Source organism: Streptomyces viridifaciens (genome assembly GCF_001888885.2).
In the GTDB taxonomy this organism is placed as follows: domain Bacteria; phylum Actinomycetota; class Actinomycetes; order Streptomycetales; family Streptomycetaceae; genus Kitasatospora; species Kitasatospora aureofaciens.
The window spans coordinates 6,593,007-6,611,741 of sequence record NZ_CP090841.1 but is presented as its reverse complement, the minus strand read 5'-3'; the positions used below and the strand labels follow the sequence as shown (position 1 = coordinate 6,611,741).

The 18,735-nt window shown below is 73.4% G+C and carries 16 protein-coding genes; 8 read left to right on the top strand and 8 right to left on the bottom strand.

The window, feature by feature from the left end; translation table 11 throughout:
• Positions 1 to 58: 58 nt before the first annotated feature.
• Positions 59 to 1,600: a DEAD/DEAH box helicase gene (locus BOQ63_RS36740; RefSeq protein WP_150476263.1), complete on the bottom strand. Its 1,542-nt coding sequence runs from the start codon at positions 1,598 to 1,600 to the stop codon at positions 59 to 61.
• Between the two features lie 370 nt (positions 1,601 to 1,970).
• Positions 1,971 to 2,174 (bottom strand): cold-shock protein, encoded by a 204-nt coding sequence (locus BOQ63_RS36735; protein ID WP_045694210.1) that lies wholly within the window; start codon positions 2,172 to 2,174, stop codon positions 1,971 to 1,973.
• A 268-nt stretch (positions 2,175 to 2,442) separates the two neighbouring features.
• On the opposite strand from BOQ63_RS36735, the gene BOQ63_RS36730 reads away from it, so the two are divergent.
• From BOQ63_RS36730 to BOQ63_RS36695, 8 genes are all read left to right on the top strand, one after another.
• Positions 2,443 to 2,670, top strand: coding sequence for a hypothetical protein (locus BOQ63_RS36730; RefSeq protein ID WP_030283690.1), 228 nt, complete (start codon positions 2,443 to 2,445; stop codon positions 2,668 to 2,670).
• A gap of 266 nt (positions 2,671 to 2,936) precedes the next feature.
• Positions 2,937 to 3,944, top strand: a complete 1,008-nt coding sequence (locus BOQ63_RS36725; protein ID WP_030283688.1) for an SDR family oxidoreductase — start codon at positions 2,937 to 2,939, stop codon at positions 3,942 to 3,944.
• Positions 3,941 to 4,321: a hypothetical protein gene (locus tag BOQ63_RS36720; protein ID WP_051746846.1), complete on the top strand. Its 381-nt coding sequence runs from the start codon at positions 3,941 to 3,943 to the stop codon at positions 4,319 to 4,321. The genes BOQ63_RS36725 and BOQ63_RS36720 overlap by 4 nt, the downstream gene beginning before the upstream one ends.
• Before the next feature lie 285 nt (positions 4,322 to 4,606).
• Entirely contained in the window at positions 4,607 to 6,178 is a 1,572-nt protein-coding gene (locus BOQ63_RS36715; protein ID WP_030283684.1) for a Re/Si-specific NAD(P)(+) transhydrogenase subunit alpha, read from the top strand.
• A gap of 5 nt (positions 6,179 to 6,183) precedes the next feature.
• A complete protein-coding gene (gene pntB / locus BOQ63_RS36710) occupies positions 6,184 to 7,647 on the top strand; it encodes a Re/Si-specific NAD(P)(+) transhydrogenase subunit beta (RefSeq protein ID WP_150476262.1) in 1,464 nt (487 codons plus the stop codon).
• Between the two features lie 235 nt (positions 7,648 to 7,882).
• Positions 7,883 to 8,569 carry a response regulator transcription factor gene (locus BOQ63_RS36705; protein WP_030283679.1) on the top strand — a complete coding sequence of 229 codons (687 nt, stop codon included), beginning with the start codon at positions 7,883 to 7,885 and terminating at the stop codon, positions 8,567 to 8,569.
• Positions 8,566 to 9,942, top strand: a complete 1,377-nt coding sequence (locus BOQ63_RS36700; protein WP_072655714.1) for a sensor histidine kinase — start codon at positions 8,566 to 8,568, stop codon at positions 9,940 to 9,942. Before BOQ63_RS36705 ends, BOQ63_RS36700 begins: the two co-directional genes overlap by 4 nt.
• A 104-nt stretch (positions 9,943 to 10,046) precedes the next feature.
• On the top strand, positions 10,047 to 12,110 hold the full coding sequence (locus tag BOQ63_RS36695) for a glycoside hydrolase (RefSeq protein WP_079183911.1): 2,064 nt from the start codon (positions 10,047 to 10,049) through the stop codon (positions 12,108 to 12,110).
• 36 nt (positions 12,111 to 12,146) lie between these two features.
• Here the strand turns inward: BOQ63_RS36695 and BOQ63_RS36690 are convergent, their stop codons facing one another.
• The 6 genes from BOQ63_RS36690 to BOQ63_RS36665 form a co-directional block, all read right to left on the bottom strand.
• Positions 12,147 to 13,568, bottom strand: coding sequence for a phytoene desaturase family protein (locus BOQ63_RS36690; RefSeq protein WP_030550807.1), 1,422 nt, complete (start codon positions 13,566 to 13,568; stop codon positions 12,147 to 12,149).
• A gap of 197 nt (positions 13,569 to 13,765) precedes the next feature.
• Positions 13,766 to 15,562: an acyl-CoA dehydrogenase gene (locus BOQ63_RS36685; RefSeq protein WP_072655711.1), complete on the bottom strand. Its 1,797-nt coding sequence runs from the start codon at positions 15,560 to 15,562 to the stop codon at positions 13,766 to 13,768.
• Positions 15,563 to 15,630: 68 nt separating this feature from the next.
• The gene (locus BOQ63_RS36680) at positions 15,631 to 15,855 is read right to left on the bottom strand and encodes an MbtH family protein (RefSeq protein ID WP_030283667.1); all 225 of its coding nucleotides are present in this window, start codon (positions 15,853 to 15,855) and stop codon (positions 15,631 to 15,633) included.
• A 38-nt stretch (positions 15,856 to 15,893) separates the two neighbouring features.
• Positions 15,894 to 16,745: a dimethylargininase gene (gene ddaH, locus BOQ63_RS36675; RefSeq protein WP_030283665.1), complete on the bottom strand. Its 852-nt coding sequence runs from the start codon at positions 16,743 to 16,745 to the stop codon at positions 15,894 to 15,896.
• A 99-nt stretch (positions 16,746 to 16,844) separates the two neighbouring features.
• The gene (locus tag BOQ63_RS36670) at positions 16,845 to 17,675 is read right to left on the bottom strand and encodes an ABC transporter permease (protein WP_030283663.1); all 831 of its coding nucleotides are present in this window, start codon (positions 17,673 to 17,675) and stop codon (positions 16,845 to 16,847) included.
• Positions 17,676 to 17,777: 102 nt separating this feature from the next.
• A complete protein-coding gene (locus BOQ63_RS36665; RefSeq protein ID WP_030283661.1) occupies positions 17,778 to 18,689 on the bottom strand; it encodes an ABC transporter ATP-binding protein in 912 nt (303 codons plus the stop codon).
• Between the last annotated feature and the right edge of the window lie 46 nt (positions 18,690 to 18,735).

The following is an 18,735-nucleotide window of genomic DNA, read 5'->3' as shown; positions in this document are numbered from 1 at the left end:
GGCGGCGGGGCGCGGACCCGCCGCCGGTCCGCGCCGCGAGCCGGGCCCGCTCCCGGTGCTACGCGACGCGGGCGGCGGCGCGTCCGGGCGTCCGGCGGCGGCCGGAGGAACCCTGGCCGTCGCGGCCGTAGGCGGCCCGGGCGTCACCGGCCGCGTCGGCGGGGCGGCTGCGGCCGCCGCGGCTCGTGGACGGGCTGCGGCGCGGCCGCTCGACGACGGGGTCGGGAATCACCGTGGGGATGCCGGTGGGCACGCGGGCGCCAGTGATGCGGGCCAGCTCCTCGTCACCGGCGCTGACCCTGGTGGTGACGGGTGTGATGCCGGCCGTTGCCATCACGCGGGCCATCCCGCGGCGCTGGTTGGGCAGCACCAGCGTGACGACGGTGCCGGACTCGCCGGCCCGGGCGGTGCGGCCGCCCCGGTGGAGGTAGTCCGTGTGGTCGCCCGGCGGGTCCACGTTGACGACGAGGTCGAGCCCGTCGACGTGGATGCCGCGGGCGGCGACGTTGGTCGCGATCAACGCGGTCACCTGGCCGGTGCGGAACTGCTCCAGGGTGCGGGTGCGCTGAGGCTGGGACTTGCCGCCGTGCAGGGCCGCGGCCTTCACCCCGTTCGCGAGCAGGTCGTCCACCAGACGGTCGGCGCCGTGCTTGGTGTCGATGAACATGATCACCCTGCCGTCGCGGGACGCGATGTGGGCGATCGTGGCGTCCTTGTCGAAGTTCTGCACGTGCAGCACGTGGTGCTCCATGGTGCTGACCGCTCCCGCGGACGGGTCCACCGAGTGCGCGACCGGGTCCTTGAGGAAGCGCCGCACCAGGCGGTCGACGTTGCGGTCCAGGGTGGCGGAGAACAGCATGGTCTGGCCGCCTTCGGCAACCTGGTCGAGGAGCTCGGTGACCTGCGGCAGGAAGCCCATGTCGGTCATCTGGTCGGCCTCGTCGAGCACCGTGATGCCGACCCGGTCCAGCCGGCAGTCACCACGCTGGACCAGGTCCCTGAGCCGGCCCGGCGTGGCCACCACGATCTCCGCCCCGCGGTTCAGCATCCATGCCTGGCGACTCATCGACGTCCCGCCCACCACGGTCACCATCCGCAGGCGCACGGCCCGGGCGTAGGGGGTGAGGGCCTCGGTGACCTGCTGCGCGAGCTCGCGGGTGGGAACCAGCACGACGGCCAGCGGGTACCCCGGCTCGGCCCTCTGCCCGGCGGTGCGCGCCAGCACGGCGAGGCCGAACGCGATGGTCTTGCCGGAGCCGGTCCGGCCCCGTCCGAGGAGATCGCGGCCGGCCAGCGAGTTCGGCAGCGTCGCGGCCTGGATCGGGAACGGCTCGGTGACGCCCTGGCCGGTCAGCACCGACAGCAGCGCCTTCGGCATGTCCAGTTCGTCGAAGGACTCGACGGCCGGCAGCTCCGGGGTGGTGCTCACCGGCATCGCGAACTCGCCCTGTGCGGAGGAGCCCCGGGTCCGGCCGGAGGGGCGTCGCCCTCCGGCAGGCCGGTCACCGTGGAAAGAGCCGCCACCGGAGCGGGAACCGGCCGCGGAGCGGAAGTCGGTGTCGCGGTGGGAGTGGTAGGAGGAGCGACTGGAGCTGGCCATGCGGAGGACCTTCCTCGGGACGGCACGCCACGAGGAATACTCCGCGGCGCGGGGCGCCGACGGAGACCGCAAGGGAACGGGCCGGAGTGTGACGGGCGGAGCATGGACGGTGGAACCGTTCGGCACGTCACCCGTGGTGGGCGCTCACCGCGGCGACGGGAGCGGAGAACCTACAACCGTGAGCTGTCACGGCAGGGCGCCGATCCGGACGCGGCGCTGTGCGTCTCGCGTGGGGATGGCCGCCGGTGGCGGAGTCAGCGGCCTGAACGACCGGAGGGACGCGCCGTGGCGCGATGACCGAGGGGCCCGCACCGGGCACTTGCGCGCGGTACGGGCCCCTCGCTGCTAGGCGGGTGCCGTGGCAGAAGAACTACAGCGGGCGAATGTTCTCGGCCTGCGGGCCCTTCTGGCCCTGCGTGACGTCGAACTCGACCTTCTGGCCCTCGAGCAGCTCACGGAAGCCGTTGGCGTTGATGTTCGAGTAGTGGGCGAAGACGTCGGGGCCGCCACCCTCCTGCTCGATGAAGCCGAAGCCCTTCTCCGAGTTGAACCACTTCACAGTGCCATTAGCCATTAAAAATCTCCTTCAAGGGACTGTCCGAAGCACGCACGGCGCGGGCCTCGAGTCACCGCATGGAGCGCCCACCGGGGAAGAGCCGGGGAACAAAAAATGCGCCTGCAAAACATCAGCAGGCGCACACAAAGTTCATGGGAACCACTACTGCAACTAGGTCGACTGTAGCAGGCCGCGGCCCGCCGCGTCGGGAGCTTTCACCCCCGGTCCCGAACTCGTACGCGCCGGGGAGCCCCGCGGCCGGGCTTCCAGGCGCATACTGGCCGGGATGACGAAATTTGCAGCAAGTCGCCGCCCCCTGCCCACCAGCCCCTTCAAGCCCCGGCCGGAGGCACTGCCCAAGCACTTCACCGTCGGTGACCGGGTCACCCATGACGGGTACGGCCTCGGCCGGGTCATCGGCGTCGAGGGCGACGGCGACGTCGCGGTCCTCGTCGACTTCGGATCACGGCAGGAACGCATCACCCACCCGTACACCGCGATGTTCAAACTCTGATTCCGGGACTCCCCCGGCCACCCGGCCGATCGTGCCGCACAGCTCGCGGGCGGCCCGGGGCGGAGCCGGAACGCCCGGTCCGCCGCGTGCCGCCAACCGCCCGATCGGATGGTCGCCCGTTTCGGCCCCGCCCGTGCGGACACACGCATGTCGTCGACAACTGCCGCCGGCCCCTGAGCCGGCGCCGCAGCGCTGTGGTCGGCACGCGGCCCGCTCGCGGCCCCGGCCGGAGCGCGGCCGCACGCTACGTGGACGATCGGAGTGACATGACCCAGACGGTGGTGATCACCGGCGCGAGTGCCGGCATCGGCCGTGCCACGGCACGGCTGTTCGGCCGCCGGGGCGCGAACGTGGTGTTGCTCGCCCGGGGCAGCGCGGGGCTGGAGGCGGCCGCCGCGGAGGTCGAACGGGCCGGCGGCACCGCCCTGGCCCTGCCGACGGACGTCGCCGACCACCAGGCGGTGTCCGACGCCGCGGACCGGGCGGAGGAGCGGTTCGGCGCGATCGACGTGTGGATCAACGTCGCCTTCACCTCCGTGTTCGCGCCCTTCGACGAGATCCGGCCGGAGGAGTTCCGGCGGGTCACCGAGGTGACGTACCTGGGCTTCGTTTACGGCACGATGGCCGCCCTGGAGCGGATGAAGCCGCGCAACCGGGGCACGATCGTCCAGGTCGGCTCCGCGCTGGGCGCCCGCGCCATTCCGCTGCAGTCCGCGTACTGCGGCGCGAAGCACGCCGTCAACGGGTTCACCGAATCGGTGCGCTGCGAGCTGCTGCACGAGGGGAGCGAGGTCCGCGTCACCGTCGTCCAGATGCCGGCGGCCAACACCCCGCAGTTCTCCTGGGTGCTGTCCCGGCTGCCGCGCCACCCGCAGCCCGTGCCGCCCATCTACCAGCCCGAGGTGTGCGCCCGGGCCGTGGCGTACGCGGCGGACCACCCTCGGCGCAAGCAGTACTGGGTGGGCGCGAGCACGGCCGCCACCATCCTCGCGCAGAAGGCAGCCGCCCCGCTCCTGGACCGCTACCTCGCCCGCACCGGCTACGACTCCCAGCAGACCGGCGACAGTGTCACCCCGGGACGGCCGAACAACCTGTGGCACCCCGTGGACGGCGCCGACGGCACCGACCACGGGGCGCACGGCGAGTTCGACGAGCGGTCCCACTCCCGCAGCTTCCAGCTCTGGGCCTCCCAGCACACCGGGACCGTCTGCGCCGTGGCCGGCGGGCTGCTGGCGGCGGGCGTCTCAGTGGCGTTCGCCAGGAACCGCCGGTGATCGAGCACCGAGTACTCCTGGGCGTTCGAGCCGCCTGGGGATCGCTGCTGCTCGTCCGTCCGTCCTACGTCTGCACCGTCCTGGCCGGCCGGCCTCCCGACACCGTGACCTGCGCGACCGCCGGCGTCCTCGGCGTGCGCCACCTGGCCCGGGCAGCCCTCACCCCGCGTCTGGGCCCACGGGGCGCCCCGGCCGGAGCCGCGACCGGCCTCGCCCATGCACTGTCCATGCCGGTGCTCGCCACCGTCGTCCCCGACCGGCGCCGGATCTGCCTCACCGACGCAGCCCGTGCCACCGCTTTCTGCCTCGCCGACACCGAACGGTTCGGACGAGCGGCCGCAACGGCCGCAACGGCCGCCAGAGGCACCGACGCGTGACTGCTGTCGCCCGCCGAGCCCCGGAGCCCGGCCGGTCACCTGAGCAGCCCCACCGAGGGCCGTCGCCGGGCCCTCGGGATCCGGAGGGGACGCCCCCCCGGGAGGCGGCGGGCGCCCGGTCACATCCGGCCATCCTCCGTGCGAGTGAGTGAGGCTCGTCACTGGTTCGCGCCATCGGTTCGCAAACCGGGTAGGAGTACGTTCCTTCGACCGACGGCCGGGGATCCTCCCCCGGCCGCCCATCCCCCCGGTCAGCAGCGCTCTTCGACGAGGGAGACACCAGACATGTCTGCACTTGTCCCGACCCAGCCCCCACCCCAGTCCATCGGCGTGGTCGCCGAGTCGTCCAGCGGGGACGCCCGCGTCGCGGCGACACCGGCGACGGTGCGGCAGTTGCTCGGTCTCGGCTACGACGTCGTCGTCGAGCCGGAGGCCGGTGCCGCCTCGGGCTTCACCGACGCCGCCTACACCGAGGCCGGGGCGCGCATCGGCGACGCCTGGGCGGCGGAGGTGGTCCTGAAGATCAACGCCCCGACGGACGGCGAGATCGCCCGGCTGCGCGAGGGCGCCACCCTGGTCGGCCTGATCGCGCCCGCACAGCATCCCGAGCTGCTCAAGGCGCTCTCCGCCCACGGCGTCACCGCGCTGGCGCTGGACGCCGTCCCGCGGATCTCCCGGGCGCAGTCGATGGACGTGCTCAGCTCGATGGCCAACATCGCCGGGTACCGGGCGGTGATCGAGGCGGCCCACGTGTTCGGGCGCTTCTTCACCGGCCAGGTCACCGCCGCGGGCAAGGTCCCGCCGGCGAAGGTCCTCGTGGCGGGCGCGGGCGTGGCCGGCCTGGCCGCCATCGGCGCCGCGTCCAGCCTGGGTGCGATCGTCCGAGCGACCGACCCCCGGCCCGAAGTGGCCGACCAGGTAAGGTCGTTGGGCGGCGAGTACCTGGCCGTGGAAGTCGCCCAGGAGGCGAGCACCGACGGGTACGCCAAGGCGACGTCCGCCGAGTACGACCGCGCCGCCGCGGCGCTGTACCACGAGCAGGCGAAGGACGTGGACATCATCGTCACGACCGCGCTGATCCCCGGCCGCCCGGCCCCGCGGCTGGTCACGGCCGAGGACGTGGCGGCGATGCGGCCCGGCAGCGTCATCGTGGACATGGCCGCCGCGCAGGGCGGGAACGTCGAGGGCACCGTGGCGGGCCGGACTGTGGTCACCGACAACGGCGTCACCATCATCGGGTACACCGACCTGGCGGCCCGACTACCCGCCCAGGCCTCGCAGTTGTTCGGCACCAACCTGGTCAACCTGTTGAAGCTGCTGACGCCCGGCCGGGACGGCCGGTTGGCCCTCGACTTCGACGACGTGGTCCAGCGGGCCGTGACGGTCGTCCGCGACGGCGAGATCACCTGGCCGCCGCCGCCCGTGGCGGTGTCGGCCGCTCCGGCCGCGCAACCCGCCGCGCCGGCATCCACTGCCGTGGAACCGGGACGGCCCCGCCTCGGCCCCGCGGCGCGCTTCGGCCTGATCGGCGCGGGGATGCTCGCGGCCTTCCTGCTGACCGCCGTCGCACCGGCCCAACTCGCCCAGAACCTCACGGTGTTCGCCCTCGCCGTGGTCATCGGCTACTACGTCATCGGCAAGGTGCACCACGCCCTGCACACCCCGCTGATGTCGGTGACCAACGCGATCTCCGGAATCGTGGTGATCGGGGCCCTGCTGCAGATCGGTCACGAGAGCCGCGTCGTCACCCTGCTGTCCTTCGTCGCCGTGCTGCTGACCAGCGTGAACATCTTCGGCGGCTTCGCCGTCACCCGCCGCATGCTGTCGATGTTCTCGACCTCCCCCGAAAGGCGTTGAGCCCGATGACTTCCACGACGGCCTCGCACGCCGCGGACCTGGTCGCCGCGCTGCTGTTCATCCTCAGCCTCGCCGGGCTCTCCCAGCACCGGACCTCGCGGGCCGGTGTCGTCTACGGCATCGCCGGCATGGCCCTCGCGCTGGTCGCCACCGTCGTGGTGGCGGCGCAGAGCGTCACCGCCGGCGCGGTCGCGCTGATCGTGGTCGCGATGGCGATCGGCGGTGCGGCCGGGCTGTGGCGGGCGCGGCGGGTTGAGATGACCCAGATGCCCGAGCTGATCGCCGTCCTGCACAGCTTCGTCGGTCTCGCCGCCGTCCTGGTCGGCTGGAACAGCTATCTGGAGGTCGAGTCCCACGGGTCCGGCCAGACCCGGATCGCCGGTGACCTGCTCGGCATCCACCACGCCGAGGTCTTCATCGGCGTCTTCATCGGCGCGGTCACCTTCACCGGCTCCGTCGTGGCCTTCCTGAAGCTGTCCGCCCGGATCGCCTCGCGTCCGCTGACGCTGCCCGGGAAGAACGCCCTCAACCTCGGCGCGCTGGCCGCCTTCCTGGGGCTGACGGTCTGGTTCACGGCCGGCCCGGGCCCGGTCCCGATGGTCGCGGTCACCCTGCTGGCGCTCGCCCTGGGCTGGCACCTGGTCGCCTCGATCGGCGGCGGCGACATGCCCGTGGTCGTCTCCATGCTGAACAGCTACTCGGGCTGGGCCGCGGCCGCCTCGGGGTTCCTGCTCGACAACAACCTGCTCATCGTCACCGGGGCGCTGGTCGGCTCCTCCGGCGCCTACCTCTCGTACATCATGTGCAAGGCCATGAACCGCTCCTTCCTGTCCGTGATCGCCGGTGGTTTCGGCATCGAGGGCCCGTCCGGTGGGGGCGGGGAACAGGGCGAGCACCGCGAGGTCCACGCCGAGGAGGTCGCCGGGCTGCTCGACCGGGCCCGGTCAGTGGTGATCACCCCCGGCTACGGCATGGCCGTGGCCCAGGCCCAGCACCCGGTGGCCGAGTTGACGCAGCGGCTGCGCGAGCGCGGGGTCGAGGTCCGCTTCGGGGTGCACCCCGTCGCCGGGCGCCTGCCCGGGCACATGAACGTGCTGCTCGCCGAGGCGAAGGTGCCCTACGACATCGTCCTGGAGATGGACGAGATCAACGACGACTTCGACGCGACCTCGGTCGTCCTCGTCATCGGCGCCAACGACACCGTCAATCCGGCCGCCACCGACGACCCGGCCAGCCCGATCGCCGGGATGCCGGTCCTGCGGGTGTGGGAGGCCGAGCAGGTGATCGTCTTCAAGCGCTCGATGGCCTCCGGCTACGCGGGGGTGCAGAACCCGCTGTTCTTCCGGGACAACACCGGCATGCTCTTCGGCGACGCCGGGCAGAGCGTCGAGGCGATCCTGCGGGCCCTGCCGGGGCGGGACCCGGAGGATGCCCTCCCGGCCGCCGGGCGGGCGGCGGCGGCGCGGTAGCACCGGCGTGCCCGCGCGGTGAGCACCCGCCGGGCCCGGGGTGACCCCGTCGCCCCGGCCCCGGTGCCCGCTGCCCTGGTGCCCGACGGCGCCGGAGCAGCGGGCACCGGGGCGGTGGGGGCGGCGGCTCGGACGCCACGGAGAGGGGCCGGTCCCCGTGTTCCGTCCGCCTGCCCGGCAGCCCGGCGAGCCGATGTAAGAGAGTTCTCAGAGTCGGTTTGAGAGGGTTACCCGCATGAGCAACGGGCAGAAGGTGCTGGTCGTGGACGACGACCCGGAGGTGCGCGCCGCCGTCGAGGACGGGCTGGCGGTCGAGGGCTACCAGGTGCGCGGCGCCGCCGACGGGCTGGCGGCGCTCGGCGAGGTGGCCCGCTGGCAGCCCGACGCCATGGTGCTCGACCTGATGATGCCTGCGCTCGACGGCCTGGCGGTCTGCCGCCGGCTGCGGGCCCTGGGCGACCGGATCCCGATCCTGGTGCTGACCGCCCGCGACTCGGTGAGCGAGCGGGTCGACGGCCTGGACGCGGGCGCCGACGACTACCTGGTGAAGCCCTTCGCACTGGACGAGCTGACCGCCCGGCTGCGCGCCCTGCTGCGCCGCAGCGCACCGGCCGTCGAGGAGGCCGAGTACCGGTACGCCGACCTCGTGGCCGACCCGATCACCCGCACCGGCAGCCGCGGCGGCCGCCCACTGGACTTCTCGCGCACCGAGTTCGCCCTGCTGGAGGTCCTGCTGCGCCACCCCGGCCAGGTCCTGCCGCGCGAAGTGATCATGGAACGGGTATGGGGATCGGACTTCGGCCCCGACTCCAACTCGCTGGCGGTGTATATCGGTTACCTGCGCCGAAAGCTGGAGGCCGGCGGCGGGCCACGGCTGGTGCACACCGTGCACGGGGTGGGCTACCGGCTGGCGGAGCGGTGACGGCGCACGCCCGCTGGCGCCGGCGCCGTCCGCTGCGCACCCGGCTGGCGCTGGCCTGCACGGCCGCGGTCGCGCTGGTCGCCGTCGGCGTCAGCGCGGCGGCCTTCACCGTCGTCCGCTACGAGCTCGAGCACCAGCTCGACCTGCACCTCGTCCAGCAGGCAACCCTGGTCCAGCAGCAGCACCGCGGCCAGGGACCCCAGGTGGTCTACGGCGAGTGCGGCTACCTGGCCGCTCCCGCGTGCGCCCAGATCGTGCCCGCCGACCCTGCCAAGGACCCGGCCCAGCCGTACCTGTTGCCGGTCACGGCCGCCACCCGCCAGGTCGCGGCCCGCGAGCGCGGCGGCCGGTTCACCGACCTCACCATCGGCGGCCACCCGGCCCGGATGCTCACCACCCCGATGACCACCACCCCCGCCGGCATCCGGCAGGCCGTCCAGGTGGCGCTGCGCGCCGACACCGCACAGGAGGGCGTACGGCAGGCCGGCGAGCTGATGGCGGCCGTCGCCGCGGCCGGGGTGCTGCTGGCCGCCGCGCTCGGCCACACGGTCGCCCGCACCGGACTCGCCCCGGTCACCCGGCTGACCAGGACCGCCGAACGGATCGCCGACACCCGCGACGCCGGCCTGCGCATCGAGCTGCCGCCCGGCCGCCGGGAGGACGAACTGACCAGACTCGCGGGCAGCTTCAACACCATGCTCGGCGAGCTGGAACAGTCCGTGGCCGCCCAGCGCCGACTGGTCGCGGACGCCTCGCACGAACTGCGCACCCCGCTCACGGCGCTCCGTACCAACGCCGAACTCCTGGCCCGCGCGGACCGGTTGACCGACGGCCAGCGCGAGCGGGCGGCCGCCGCGCTGGGCCGCCAGCTGCGCGAGGTGACCGGCATGGTCAACGACCTGATCGAGCTGGCCCGCGACGAGGAGCCGCAGCCGCTGCTCGAAGAGGTCCGGGTCGGCCCACTGGTCGCGCACAGCGTGGACGCCGCCCGCGAGCACTGGCCCGCGATCGGCTTCACCCTGGTGGACACGGCCGGGGAGCGCACCGTCCCGGGGGTGCCGGCCCGGCTCGCCCGGCTGCTGTCCAACCTGCTGGACAACGCGGCCAAGTTCAGCCCTGCGGGCGGCACGGTCGAGGTGCGCCTCACGGCCGGCCTGGAACTGACCGTGCGCGACCACGGCCCCGGCATCACGCCGGAGGACCTGCCGTACGTCTTCGACCGCTTCTACCGCGCCTCGGCGGCCCGCGCGCTGCCCGGCTCCGGTCTGGGACTCGCGATGGCCCGGCAGATCGCCCGCGCCCACGGCGCCACCCTCACCGCCGAGAACGCCCCGGGCGGCGGCTCGCTGTTCCGGCTGGCGCTGCCCGGCTGAACCCGGCCGCCGGGGTGGTCGGCGCGCTGACTGTGGCGTGGGGCGCAGCGCCGCTGACGATTCATAAGAAGTCTTCTTATGACCTGCCGACACCCTTCCACAGCATGACGACCACGAACCCGACTCCGCAGCCTTCCCCGCAACGCCCGCGACGTGCCCGCCACCGCCGCGCGACGGTGGCGGCGATCGCGCTGGTGAGCACCGCCACCCTCGTCAGCGCGACCTGCTCGGCCGCCCAAGGCGCGACGACCCGCCCGGCCGCCCCGGCGCCTGCCGACCTCTCGATCCGGCTGCACGGCAACGTCCTGGACATCCCGGTGAACGGCGGCGTCGCACAGCTGCGGACCGACTCGCTGGCCATCACCGCGCGGGGCCGCGACCACCGGACCCTGACCCTCTCCGCACCTGCGGCGCAGCCGCTGGGCGCACCCGGCCCGATCACCGTCAAGGGCGGCGCCGCGAGTTGGACGCTGCCGGCGCAGGGCCTGAGCGTCACGGCCGCCGCGGTGCGCGGTCGGCTGCAGGTCACCGTGCACAGCGAGCAGGACGGCGCCTCGCTGTCCTGGCCGGTCACCGGCACCGACCCGTCCGCCACCCAGCTGCAACTGCCGCGCGGCGAGGGGCTGGGCGTTCCGGTTGCCGACCCGTTCTGGAACTCGACCCGGACCGGAGTGGCCGGCGCCGGCTACGGCCTCGAAACCGACCTGAGCATGCCGCTGTGGGGCTACACGCTGGCCGGAGCAGGCGTCAGCTACCTGGTGCCGCAGCCGGTCGGCACCTCACTGGGCCTCAGCTCCCAGGACGGCCGTCTGCGCGGCACCGCCGTGCACACGTTCTCCCAGCAGGCGGGCACCCGGGACTACACGGTCACCTTCGCGCTCACCGCGCCCTCCCCCGTCGCCCCGGCTCAGGACTACCGCCGCTGGCTCAGCGACGAAGGCCAACTGGTCACGCTGAGCGCCAAGATGGCCGCCAACCCCGAGGTCGGCAAGCTGCTCGGCGCCTTCCACGCCTACACCTGGGGCAGCGCCCGCACCGCGCAGGGCGTCCAGCAGATGCAGGCGCTCGGCCTGTCCCGGCTCTGGCTCGGCTACGACGCCGACGACCACCCGATGGACGCCCAGGCGGTGGCCGCCGCGAAGCGGGCGGGCTACCTGGTCGGCCCGTACGACTCGTTCGCCAACGGGCAGGACCCGGCCACCGCCGATGCCCCCACCTCCGCCTGGCCGGCGCCGGTCTACCCGGGCTACTGCATCCACCAGCAGGACGGCTCCGTGCTCGCGGGCTTCCACGATCGCGGCTGTTACCTCAGTTCCCAGGCATTCGCACAGCACGGCGAGTTCCTCGCCCAGCGCACCACGCAGATGACCGCCAACGGGGCGAACAGCTACTTCCTGGACGTGGACGCGGCCGGCGAGCTGTACGACGACTACAGCCCCGACCACCCGATGAACCAGCAGCAGGACAAGGCCAACCGGATCGCCCGGATGCGCCAACTGTCCGGCCCGGACAAGCTGGTGCTCGGCTCCGAGTCCGCGCACAGCTGGGCCGGCCCGGTCATCGACTTCAGCCACGGCTCGCTGACCCCGCCGGCGGACGGACTGTGGCCACTGGAGAAGAACAGGGAGGTCTGGGGCGGCTACGCGCCGGCCGCCGCACCGGGCGTCTTCTTCAAGCCGGTCACCCTGCCGGACGACCTGACCAAGGCCGTGTTCGACCCGACGTACCGGATCCCCCTGCTGGAGACCGCGTTGCACGACGCCCAGGTCAACCTCGACCGGTGGGAGCTGTCCTACACCAAGTTCCCCGCGCTGGAGACCACCCGGGCGTTGCAGGCGATCCTGCAGAACACCCCGCTGAACCTGACGCTCAACGGCCCGACGCTCGACGCCGACGGCAAGCAACTCGCCGCACTCCAGCAGTACTTCGCGCCCCTGCACCAGGCCGCCGGGACCCAGCCGATGACCGACTTCCGCTACCTGACCGCGGACCACCAGGTGCAGCAGACCGGCTTCGGCAACGGCGTGCTCCAGGTCACCGCCAACTTCGGCACCAGCACCTACGGCCCCGCCGCACTCCCCGGCGGCTGCGTGGACGCCAAGCTCAAGGGCGACAAGCAGCCGCGCCGCCTCTGCCCCAGCACCCTGCCGCAGGCGCCCCTCGGGTAGCCGGGTGCACGTGGAGCGACCCCCGCGCCGGCGGGTTCATCGCCGCGCCAGGTGCCTCAGGGCCGACTGCGCCGCGTGGAAGCCGGCCATGCCGTGCACTCCGGCGCCCGGTGGGGTGGCGGCGGAGCAGAGGTAGACGCCGGGGATTCCGGTGGCGTAGGGGTCGCGGGTGGGGCGGGGGCGCAGGAGGAGTTGGCGGGCGGTGTTGGCGCCGCCCGTGATGTCGCCGCCGACGTGGTTGGGGTTGTCCGAGTGCAGCCGGGCCGCCGTGCGGACGTACCGGGCGCGGATCCGCGGCCGGAAGCCGGGGGCGAAGCGCTCGATCTGGTCCAGGACCGGCTCGGTCGCGTCGCCCCGGTAGCCGTGCGGGACGTGGGCGTAGGCGTAGACGGGGTGGAGGTCCCCGGCCGAGCGGGACGGGTCGGCCAGGTACTGCTGGCCGACCAGCACGAAGGGGCGGCGGGGCATCCGGCCGCGGGAGGTCGCCTCCTCGGCGGCGACGACCTCCTCGAAGGTGCCGCCGAGGTGGACGGTGCCCGCCGCCCGGCAGTGCTCGTTGGTCCACGGGATGCCGCCCTCGACCGCCAGGTCCACCTTGAAGGCCGCGGGGCCGTACCGGTACCGGCGGTAGGCCCGGGCGGTCCGGGGCGGCAGGCGGTCGCCCAGGATCCGGACAGCGGCGTGCGGGCCGGTGTCCAGCAGGACGAGATCGGGCCGGTCGAGCTGGTCGAGGTGGAGGACCTCCACCCCGGTCTCGACGGTGCCGCCGAGCCGCTGCAGCAGCCGCGCCATCGCGGTGGTGACCGCCTGCGAGCCGCCCTGCGCCACCGGCCACCCGTGGGCGTGGCCGACGGCGACCAGCATCAGGCCGATGGCGCTGCCGAACGGCCCGCCGAGCGAGCCGAACGCGTGGGCCGCCGCCCCGCCGAACAGCGCCCGGGCCTGCTCGCCGCTCCACTGCCGTGCGGTCCACGGGGCGGGCAGCACGGCCTGGGCGCCGAACTCGGCCAGGGCGAGCGGCGCGGCGGGCACGTGCAGGAGGGGGCCGAGGACGTCGTCCGCGAGCCGGTCGAAGTTGCTCGCCAGCCGTCCGAACACCCGCCGCCACGTCCGGCCGTCCGCCGGCGGCAGCTGCGCGGCCGTCCGGTCCACGTCGCGCCACAGCACCCCGGCGGCACCCGAGTCCAGGGGGTGGGCCAGCTCCGCCCCGGCCCGGAGCCAGCGCAGCCCGTACTCCTCCAGGCCCAGGGAGCGCAGGAACGGCGAGGCGACGCCGGTGGGGTGGAAGGCGGAGCAGTCGTCGTGGATCAGCCCCGGCAGCGTCCGCTCGCCGGACCGGGTGCCGCCGCCGATGGTCTCCCGCGCCTCCAGCACCCGTACCCGCACGCCCTCCTGGGCGAGGCGGATCGCGGCGGCGAGCCCGTTCGGCCCGCTGCCGACCACCACGGCCGTCGTCATGCTGCCGGTCCCACCTCTCGCCGGGGTCGCCGGGCGGCGGAGAGGGGGGCCACCCGGTACACCGGGCCAGCTTAGGGAGCGGAGGCCCCGGAACCGTGCACCGATCCGCCGCGTCACGGCAGCGGTTGCCCGGTCAGGGGCGGCCCAGCGAGCGGCAGGTCGCCTTCGCCCTGGACCGGGCGTAGCTCGTAGCCGAGTCAGAAGGCGTCGTCGGGGATCTCCACGGCGGTCCGGTCCAGGCTCTCCAGGAGGTCGAACTGGGGCCCGGTCCTGGGGAGTTCGTGGCGGAAGAAGAACCGGCAGGCGTGCCGCTTGCCGTCGTGGAAGGGCTCGCTGCCGGCTTCGGCGGCGAGGAACTGTTCCAGCCAGAGCCAGGCGACGACGGTGTGGCCGACCGCTTCGAGGTAGACGGTGGCGTTGGCCAGCGCCGTTTCCGGGTCGCCGGTTCCCCACAGCCGCTCGGTGACCGAGACGGTGCGCTGCACGGCCTCGTCGAGCTGTGCCGCATAGTCGGCGGCCTCGCGGCCAGCGGCCTTGGCACGGGCGGTGGTCGCCGAGATGGTCTCGACGAGCAGGCGCAGCCCGGCGCCGCCGTCCATGACGACCTTGCGGCCGAGCAGGTCCAGGCCGTGGATGCCGTGGGTGCCTTCGTGGATGGGGTTGAGCCGGTTGTCGCGGTAGAACTGCTCGACGTTGTACTCGCGGGTGTAGCCGTAGCCGCCGTGCACCTGGATGGCGAGGCTGTTGGCCTCCAGGCACCACTGGGAGGGCCAGCTCTTGGCGATCGGGGTGAGGACGTCCAGCAGCAGCTCGGCGCGGGCGCGGTCCTCGGGCGAGGCGCCGGTGCGTTCCTCGTCGAGGAGCCGGCCGCAGTACAGGACCAGGGCCAACGCCCCCTCGGTGTAGGACTTCTGGGCGAGTAGCATGCGGCGTACGTCGGTGTGGGCGATGATCGGCACCTGCGGGGAGTCCGGGTCCTTGGCGCCGATCGGGCGGCCCTGGGGGCGGGCGCGGGCGTAGTCGAGGGCGTGCAGGTAGCCGGTGCAGCCCAGCGCGGTGGCGCCGAGGCCGACGCCGATCCGGGCCTCGTTCATCATGTGGAACATGTACGCCAGGCCGCGGTGCGGTTCGCCGACCAGGTGTCCGACGGCGCCTGGCTCGCCGCCCGGCCGGTGCACGCCCTCGCCGAAGTTGAGCAGGGTGTTGGTGGTGCCCCGGAAGCCCATCTTGTGGTTGAGCCCGGCCAGGACGACGTCGTTGCGCTCGCCGAGCGAGCCGTCGGCGCCGACCAGGACCTTGGGCACGATGAACAGCGACAGGCCCTTCACCCCGGGCGGGCCGCCGGGGATCCGGGCCAGCACCAGGTGGACGATGTTCTCGGACAGCTCGTGCTCGCCGCCGGAGATCCACATCTTGTTGCCGAACAGCCGGTACGTGCCGTCGTCCTGGGGCTCGGCCCGCGTACGGAGGTCGGCGAGCGAGGAGCCGGCCTGCGGCTCCGACAGGCACATGGTGCCGAAGAACCGGCCCTCCACCATCGGCCGGACGTAGGTGTCGATCTGTTCGGGACTGCCGTGCGCCAGCAGCAGGTTGGCGTTGCCCGCGGTCAGGAAGGGGTACGCCGCGGTGCCCGGGTTGGCGGCCTGGAACCAGGCGAAGCAGGCGCTGGCCACGACGGAGGGCAGCTGGGCGCCGCCGACCTCGTAGTCCATGGCGCTGCCGAGCAGGCCGGTCCCGGCGAAGACCGACAGCGCCTCGCCGACCTCCGGGATCAGGTGGACCCGTTCGCCGTCGAAGCGCGGCTCCTCGGCGTCGTTCCGCTTGTTGTGCGGCGCGAAGTGCCGGGTGGCCACCTGCTCGCTGAGGTCGAGGGCGGCGTCGAAGGTCTCCCGCGAGTGGTCGGCGTACCGCGGCCGCGCGGTGAGGGACGGGACGTCCAGCCATTCGTACAGCAGGAAGTCGAGGTCGCGGCGGGAGAGCAGCAGGGAGGTCATGAAACGGATGTTCCCCTTCGAGTCGCGGCGGCGAACCATGACCCGGCGGCCGGATTCGCCGGCTGTGGTCAGCCGAGGGCGGGCCGCCGGGTGGTGGCCTCCGCCAGGCTGTTGGGGCGGATGTCGGTCCAGGTGGTCTCGATGTGGTCGACGCAGTCCTGCCGTCCGGCCGGGCCGAAGGTGGGCTGCCAGCCGGCGGGGGCCGGGGCGAAGGCGGGCCACAGGGAGTGCTGGCCCTCGTCGTTGACCAGGACCAGGTAGTCGGCGTCCGGGTCGTCGAAGGGGTTCGTCATCGGGTCGGTCCTCTCTCGGTTGGGTGGGGCCGGGGCGGTCAGTGGCCGCGCAGCTCCAGGGTGCAGCACTTGACGCTGCCGCCCGCCTTGAGCAGCTCGGTGAGGTCCACGCCGATCGGCTCGAAGCCGCGCCGGCGCAGCTCGCCGATCAGGTGGGTGGCCGATTCCGGCAGCAGCACGTGCCGGCCGTCGGAGAGCGCGTTGAGGCCGAAGACCGCGGCGTCCTCGTCGGTGGCCAGGATGGCGTCCGGGAAGAGTTCGCGCAGCACCGCGCGGCTTCCGGGGGTGAAGGCCGCCGGGTAGTACATGACCTCGTCGTCGGACAGGACGGCGAGGGCGGTGTCCAGGTGGTAGAACTCCGGGTTCACCAGGGTCAGGCCGGTCACCGGGACGCCGAAGAACTCCTGGGCCTCCGCGTGCGACCTCGGGTCGGTGCGGAAACCGGTGCCGGCCAGCAGACGGCGGCCGACCAGCAGGTAGTCGCCCTCGCCCTCGTTGATGTGCTCGGGCCACAGGAGCTCGGAGTAGCCCTGGTCGCGGAACCAGGAGAGGTAGGCCGGGCCCTCGGCGGTGCGCTCGGCGTGGCGGAAGCGCGCGCCCAGCACCTTCCCGTCGATCACGGTGGCGCCGTTGGCCGCGAAGACCATGTCGGGCAGGCCGGGCAGCGGGTCGATCTCCTCGACGGTGTGGCCGAGTTCGCGGTAGAGGTCGCGCAGCCGGGTCCACTGGGCGAGCGCGCGCTCGCCGTCGACCGGCTTCTCCGGGTGCATCCAGGGATTGATGGAGTAGCTGACGCCGAAGTGACTGGGCCGGCACATCAGGAAACGGCGCGGGCTCGCGGTGCGGACCGGCGGCCGCTCGCTCGCGCCCGGTCGGGTGGTGTCCGTCATGGACGTGGTTCTCCTTGGTCTGCGCGGTGCCCGGCGGAAGACCGGGCCCCGGGTCGGTCGGGGGGTGTGTGGCGCGCTCCCGCGCGCTCTTTCCCCGGTTCAGTCGATGAGTCGCCGACGCATCCCGCGGACGGCCAGGTACCAGGCGAGGGCGGCGAATCCGGCCAGCACGGCTCCGTGCAGCGCGTCCGCCGCGCCCAGCGTCCCGAAGGCGGCGTGCCGGACCGTCTGGGTGCAGTGGTAGATCGGGTTGACGGCGGCGACGGCGTGGACCCAGCCGGGCAGGCCGTCCAGCGGGAAGAACACGCCCGCGGCCATCACCAGCGGGGTCAGGACGCCGGAGACCACGAGCCGCAGCCAGTCGATGGCCGGCACCAGGCAGGACACCCACATTCCGAGCAGGGCGAAGGCGAAGCCGGAGACCAGCGCCACCAGCGGCACCAGCAGCAGTTCCGGCGTCGGCGGGAGGCCGATGGCGAGGGTGACCAGCAGGGGCGCGGTGCCGTACACGGAGGACTTGACGGCGATCCAGGAGCCCTCGGCGGTGACCAGTTCCCAGACGTCGACGGGCTGGCACAGGACGGCGTCGTAGATCTTCTGGTACTTGCGGCGGTTGAAGCTCTCGAACATCCCGGCGAAGGCCGAGGCGAAGAGCACCGAGGTGACCACCATGCCGACGCCGACGAACTGCGGGTAGGGGTGGCCCTGGACGGAGTCGATCAGCCGGCTGAAGCCCAGGCCGAAGCCGGTCATGTAGACGAGCGGCTCGATCAGCGAGCCGAAGGTGATGGCGGGCCAGTAGCGGCGGAAGAGCAGCAGCTCGCGCAGCCAGACCGCGCGCATGGTCGGCCACAGGGCCGACGGGCGGCCGGGTCCGGCGGCGGGGCCGGCCTGCTCCCGGGTGCGGGGCGTGGGCGTCGCCGTGGTCATCGGATGTCCTCTCGTTGTCCGGCGGGCGGCCGCCGGCCGGCCGCCCCCGACGGGGGCGGCCGGCTCGCGGGGCGCGACGGCGCGGGCGGTTTCAGCCGGATCTCAGCCGAACAGTTCTCCGGTCAGGGCGACGAAGACGTCCTCGAGGGAGGTCGGACGCAGCACGTCCGGAGAGCCGAGGCGCTCGTGCATCCGCGCGGGGACGGTCTCGGCCCGCAGCACGGAGACGGCCGGCCCGGTGCGGCGGCTGGGCAGCCCGGCCCGGGCGGCTTCGGCCTCGACCAGTTCGCGCCGGGCCGCGTCGCCCCGGTACTCGGCGGCCTGGGCGCCCGCGTGCGCGTGCAGCAGTTCCGCGGGGGTGCCCCGGGCGATCAGTCGGCCGCCGAACACCACCGCCACCTCGTCGGCGAGCCGTTCGGCCTCCTCGATGTAGTGGGTCGACATCACCACGGTGGTGCCGCTCTCGCGCATCCCGTCGATGACGTCCCACAGGTCCTGGCGGATCTGCGGGTCGAGACCGACGGTGGGCTCGTCCATGAGCAGCAGCCGCGGGTTGTTGACGATGCCCCGGGCGAGCAGGACCCGGCGGCGCATGCCGCCGGAGAGCGCGTCGGCCCGGGTGTCGGCGCGGTCGGTGAGGCGGACCGCGGCCAGGGCGCGGTCGACGGCGTCACGATACCCGGCGCGCGGCAGGGCCGTGAAGCGGACGAAGACGTCCAGGTTCTGTCGGACCGTCAGTTCTGGGTCGATGTTGTCGTGCTGCGGAACGACGCCGACCAGGGAGCGGGCGCGGCGGGAGTCGTCCGGCATCCGGTGCCCGAAGACCTCGACCGTGCCCGAGTCCGCCCGGGTCTGTCCGGTGAGCATCCGCATGGTGGTGGACTTGCCGGCGCCGTTGGGTCCGAGCAGGCCCAGGAACATGCCGGCGGGCACCTCCAGGTCCAGGCCGCCCACCGCCGTGGTGGTGCCGAAGGTCTTGACCGCACCGCTGATTCGGACGGCAGGGGTGTCCACGCGGGCCGCTCCTTTCGGGAAGGCTCTGGGAAGGGTCTTGGAACTC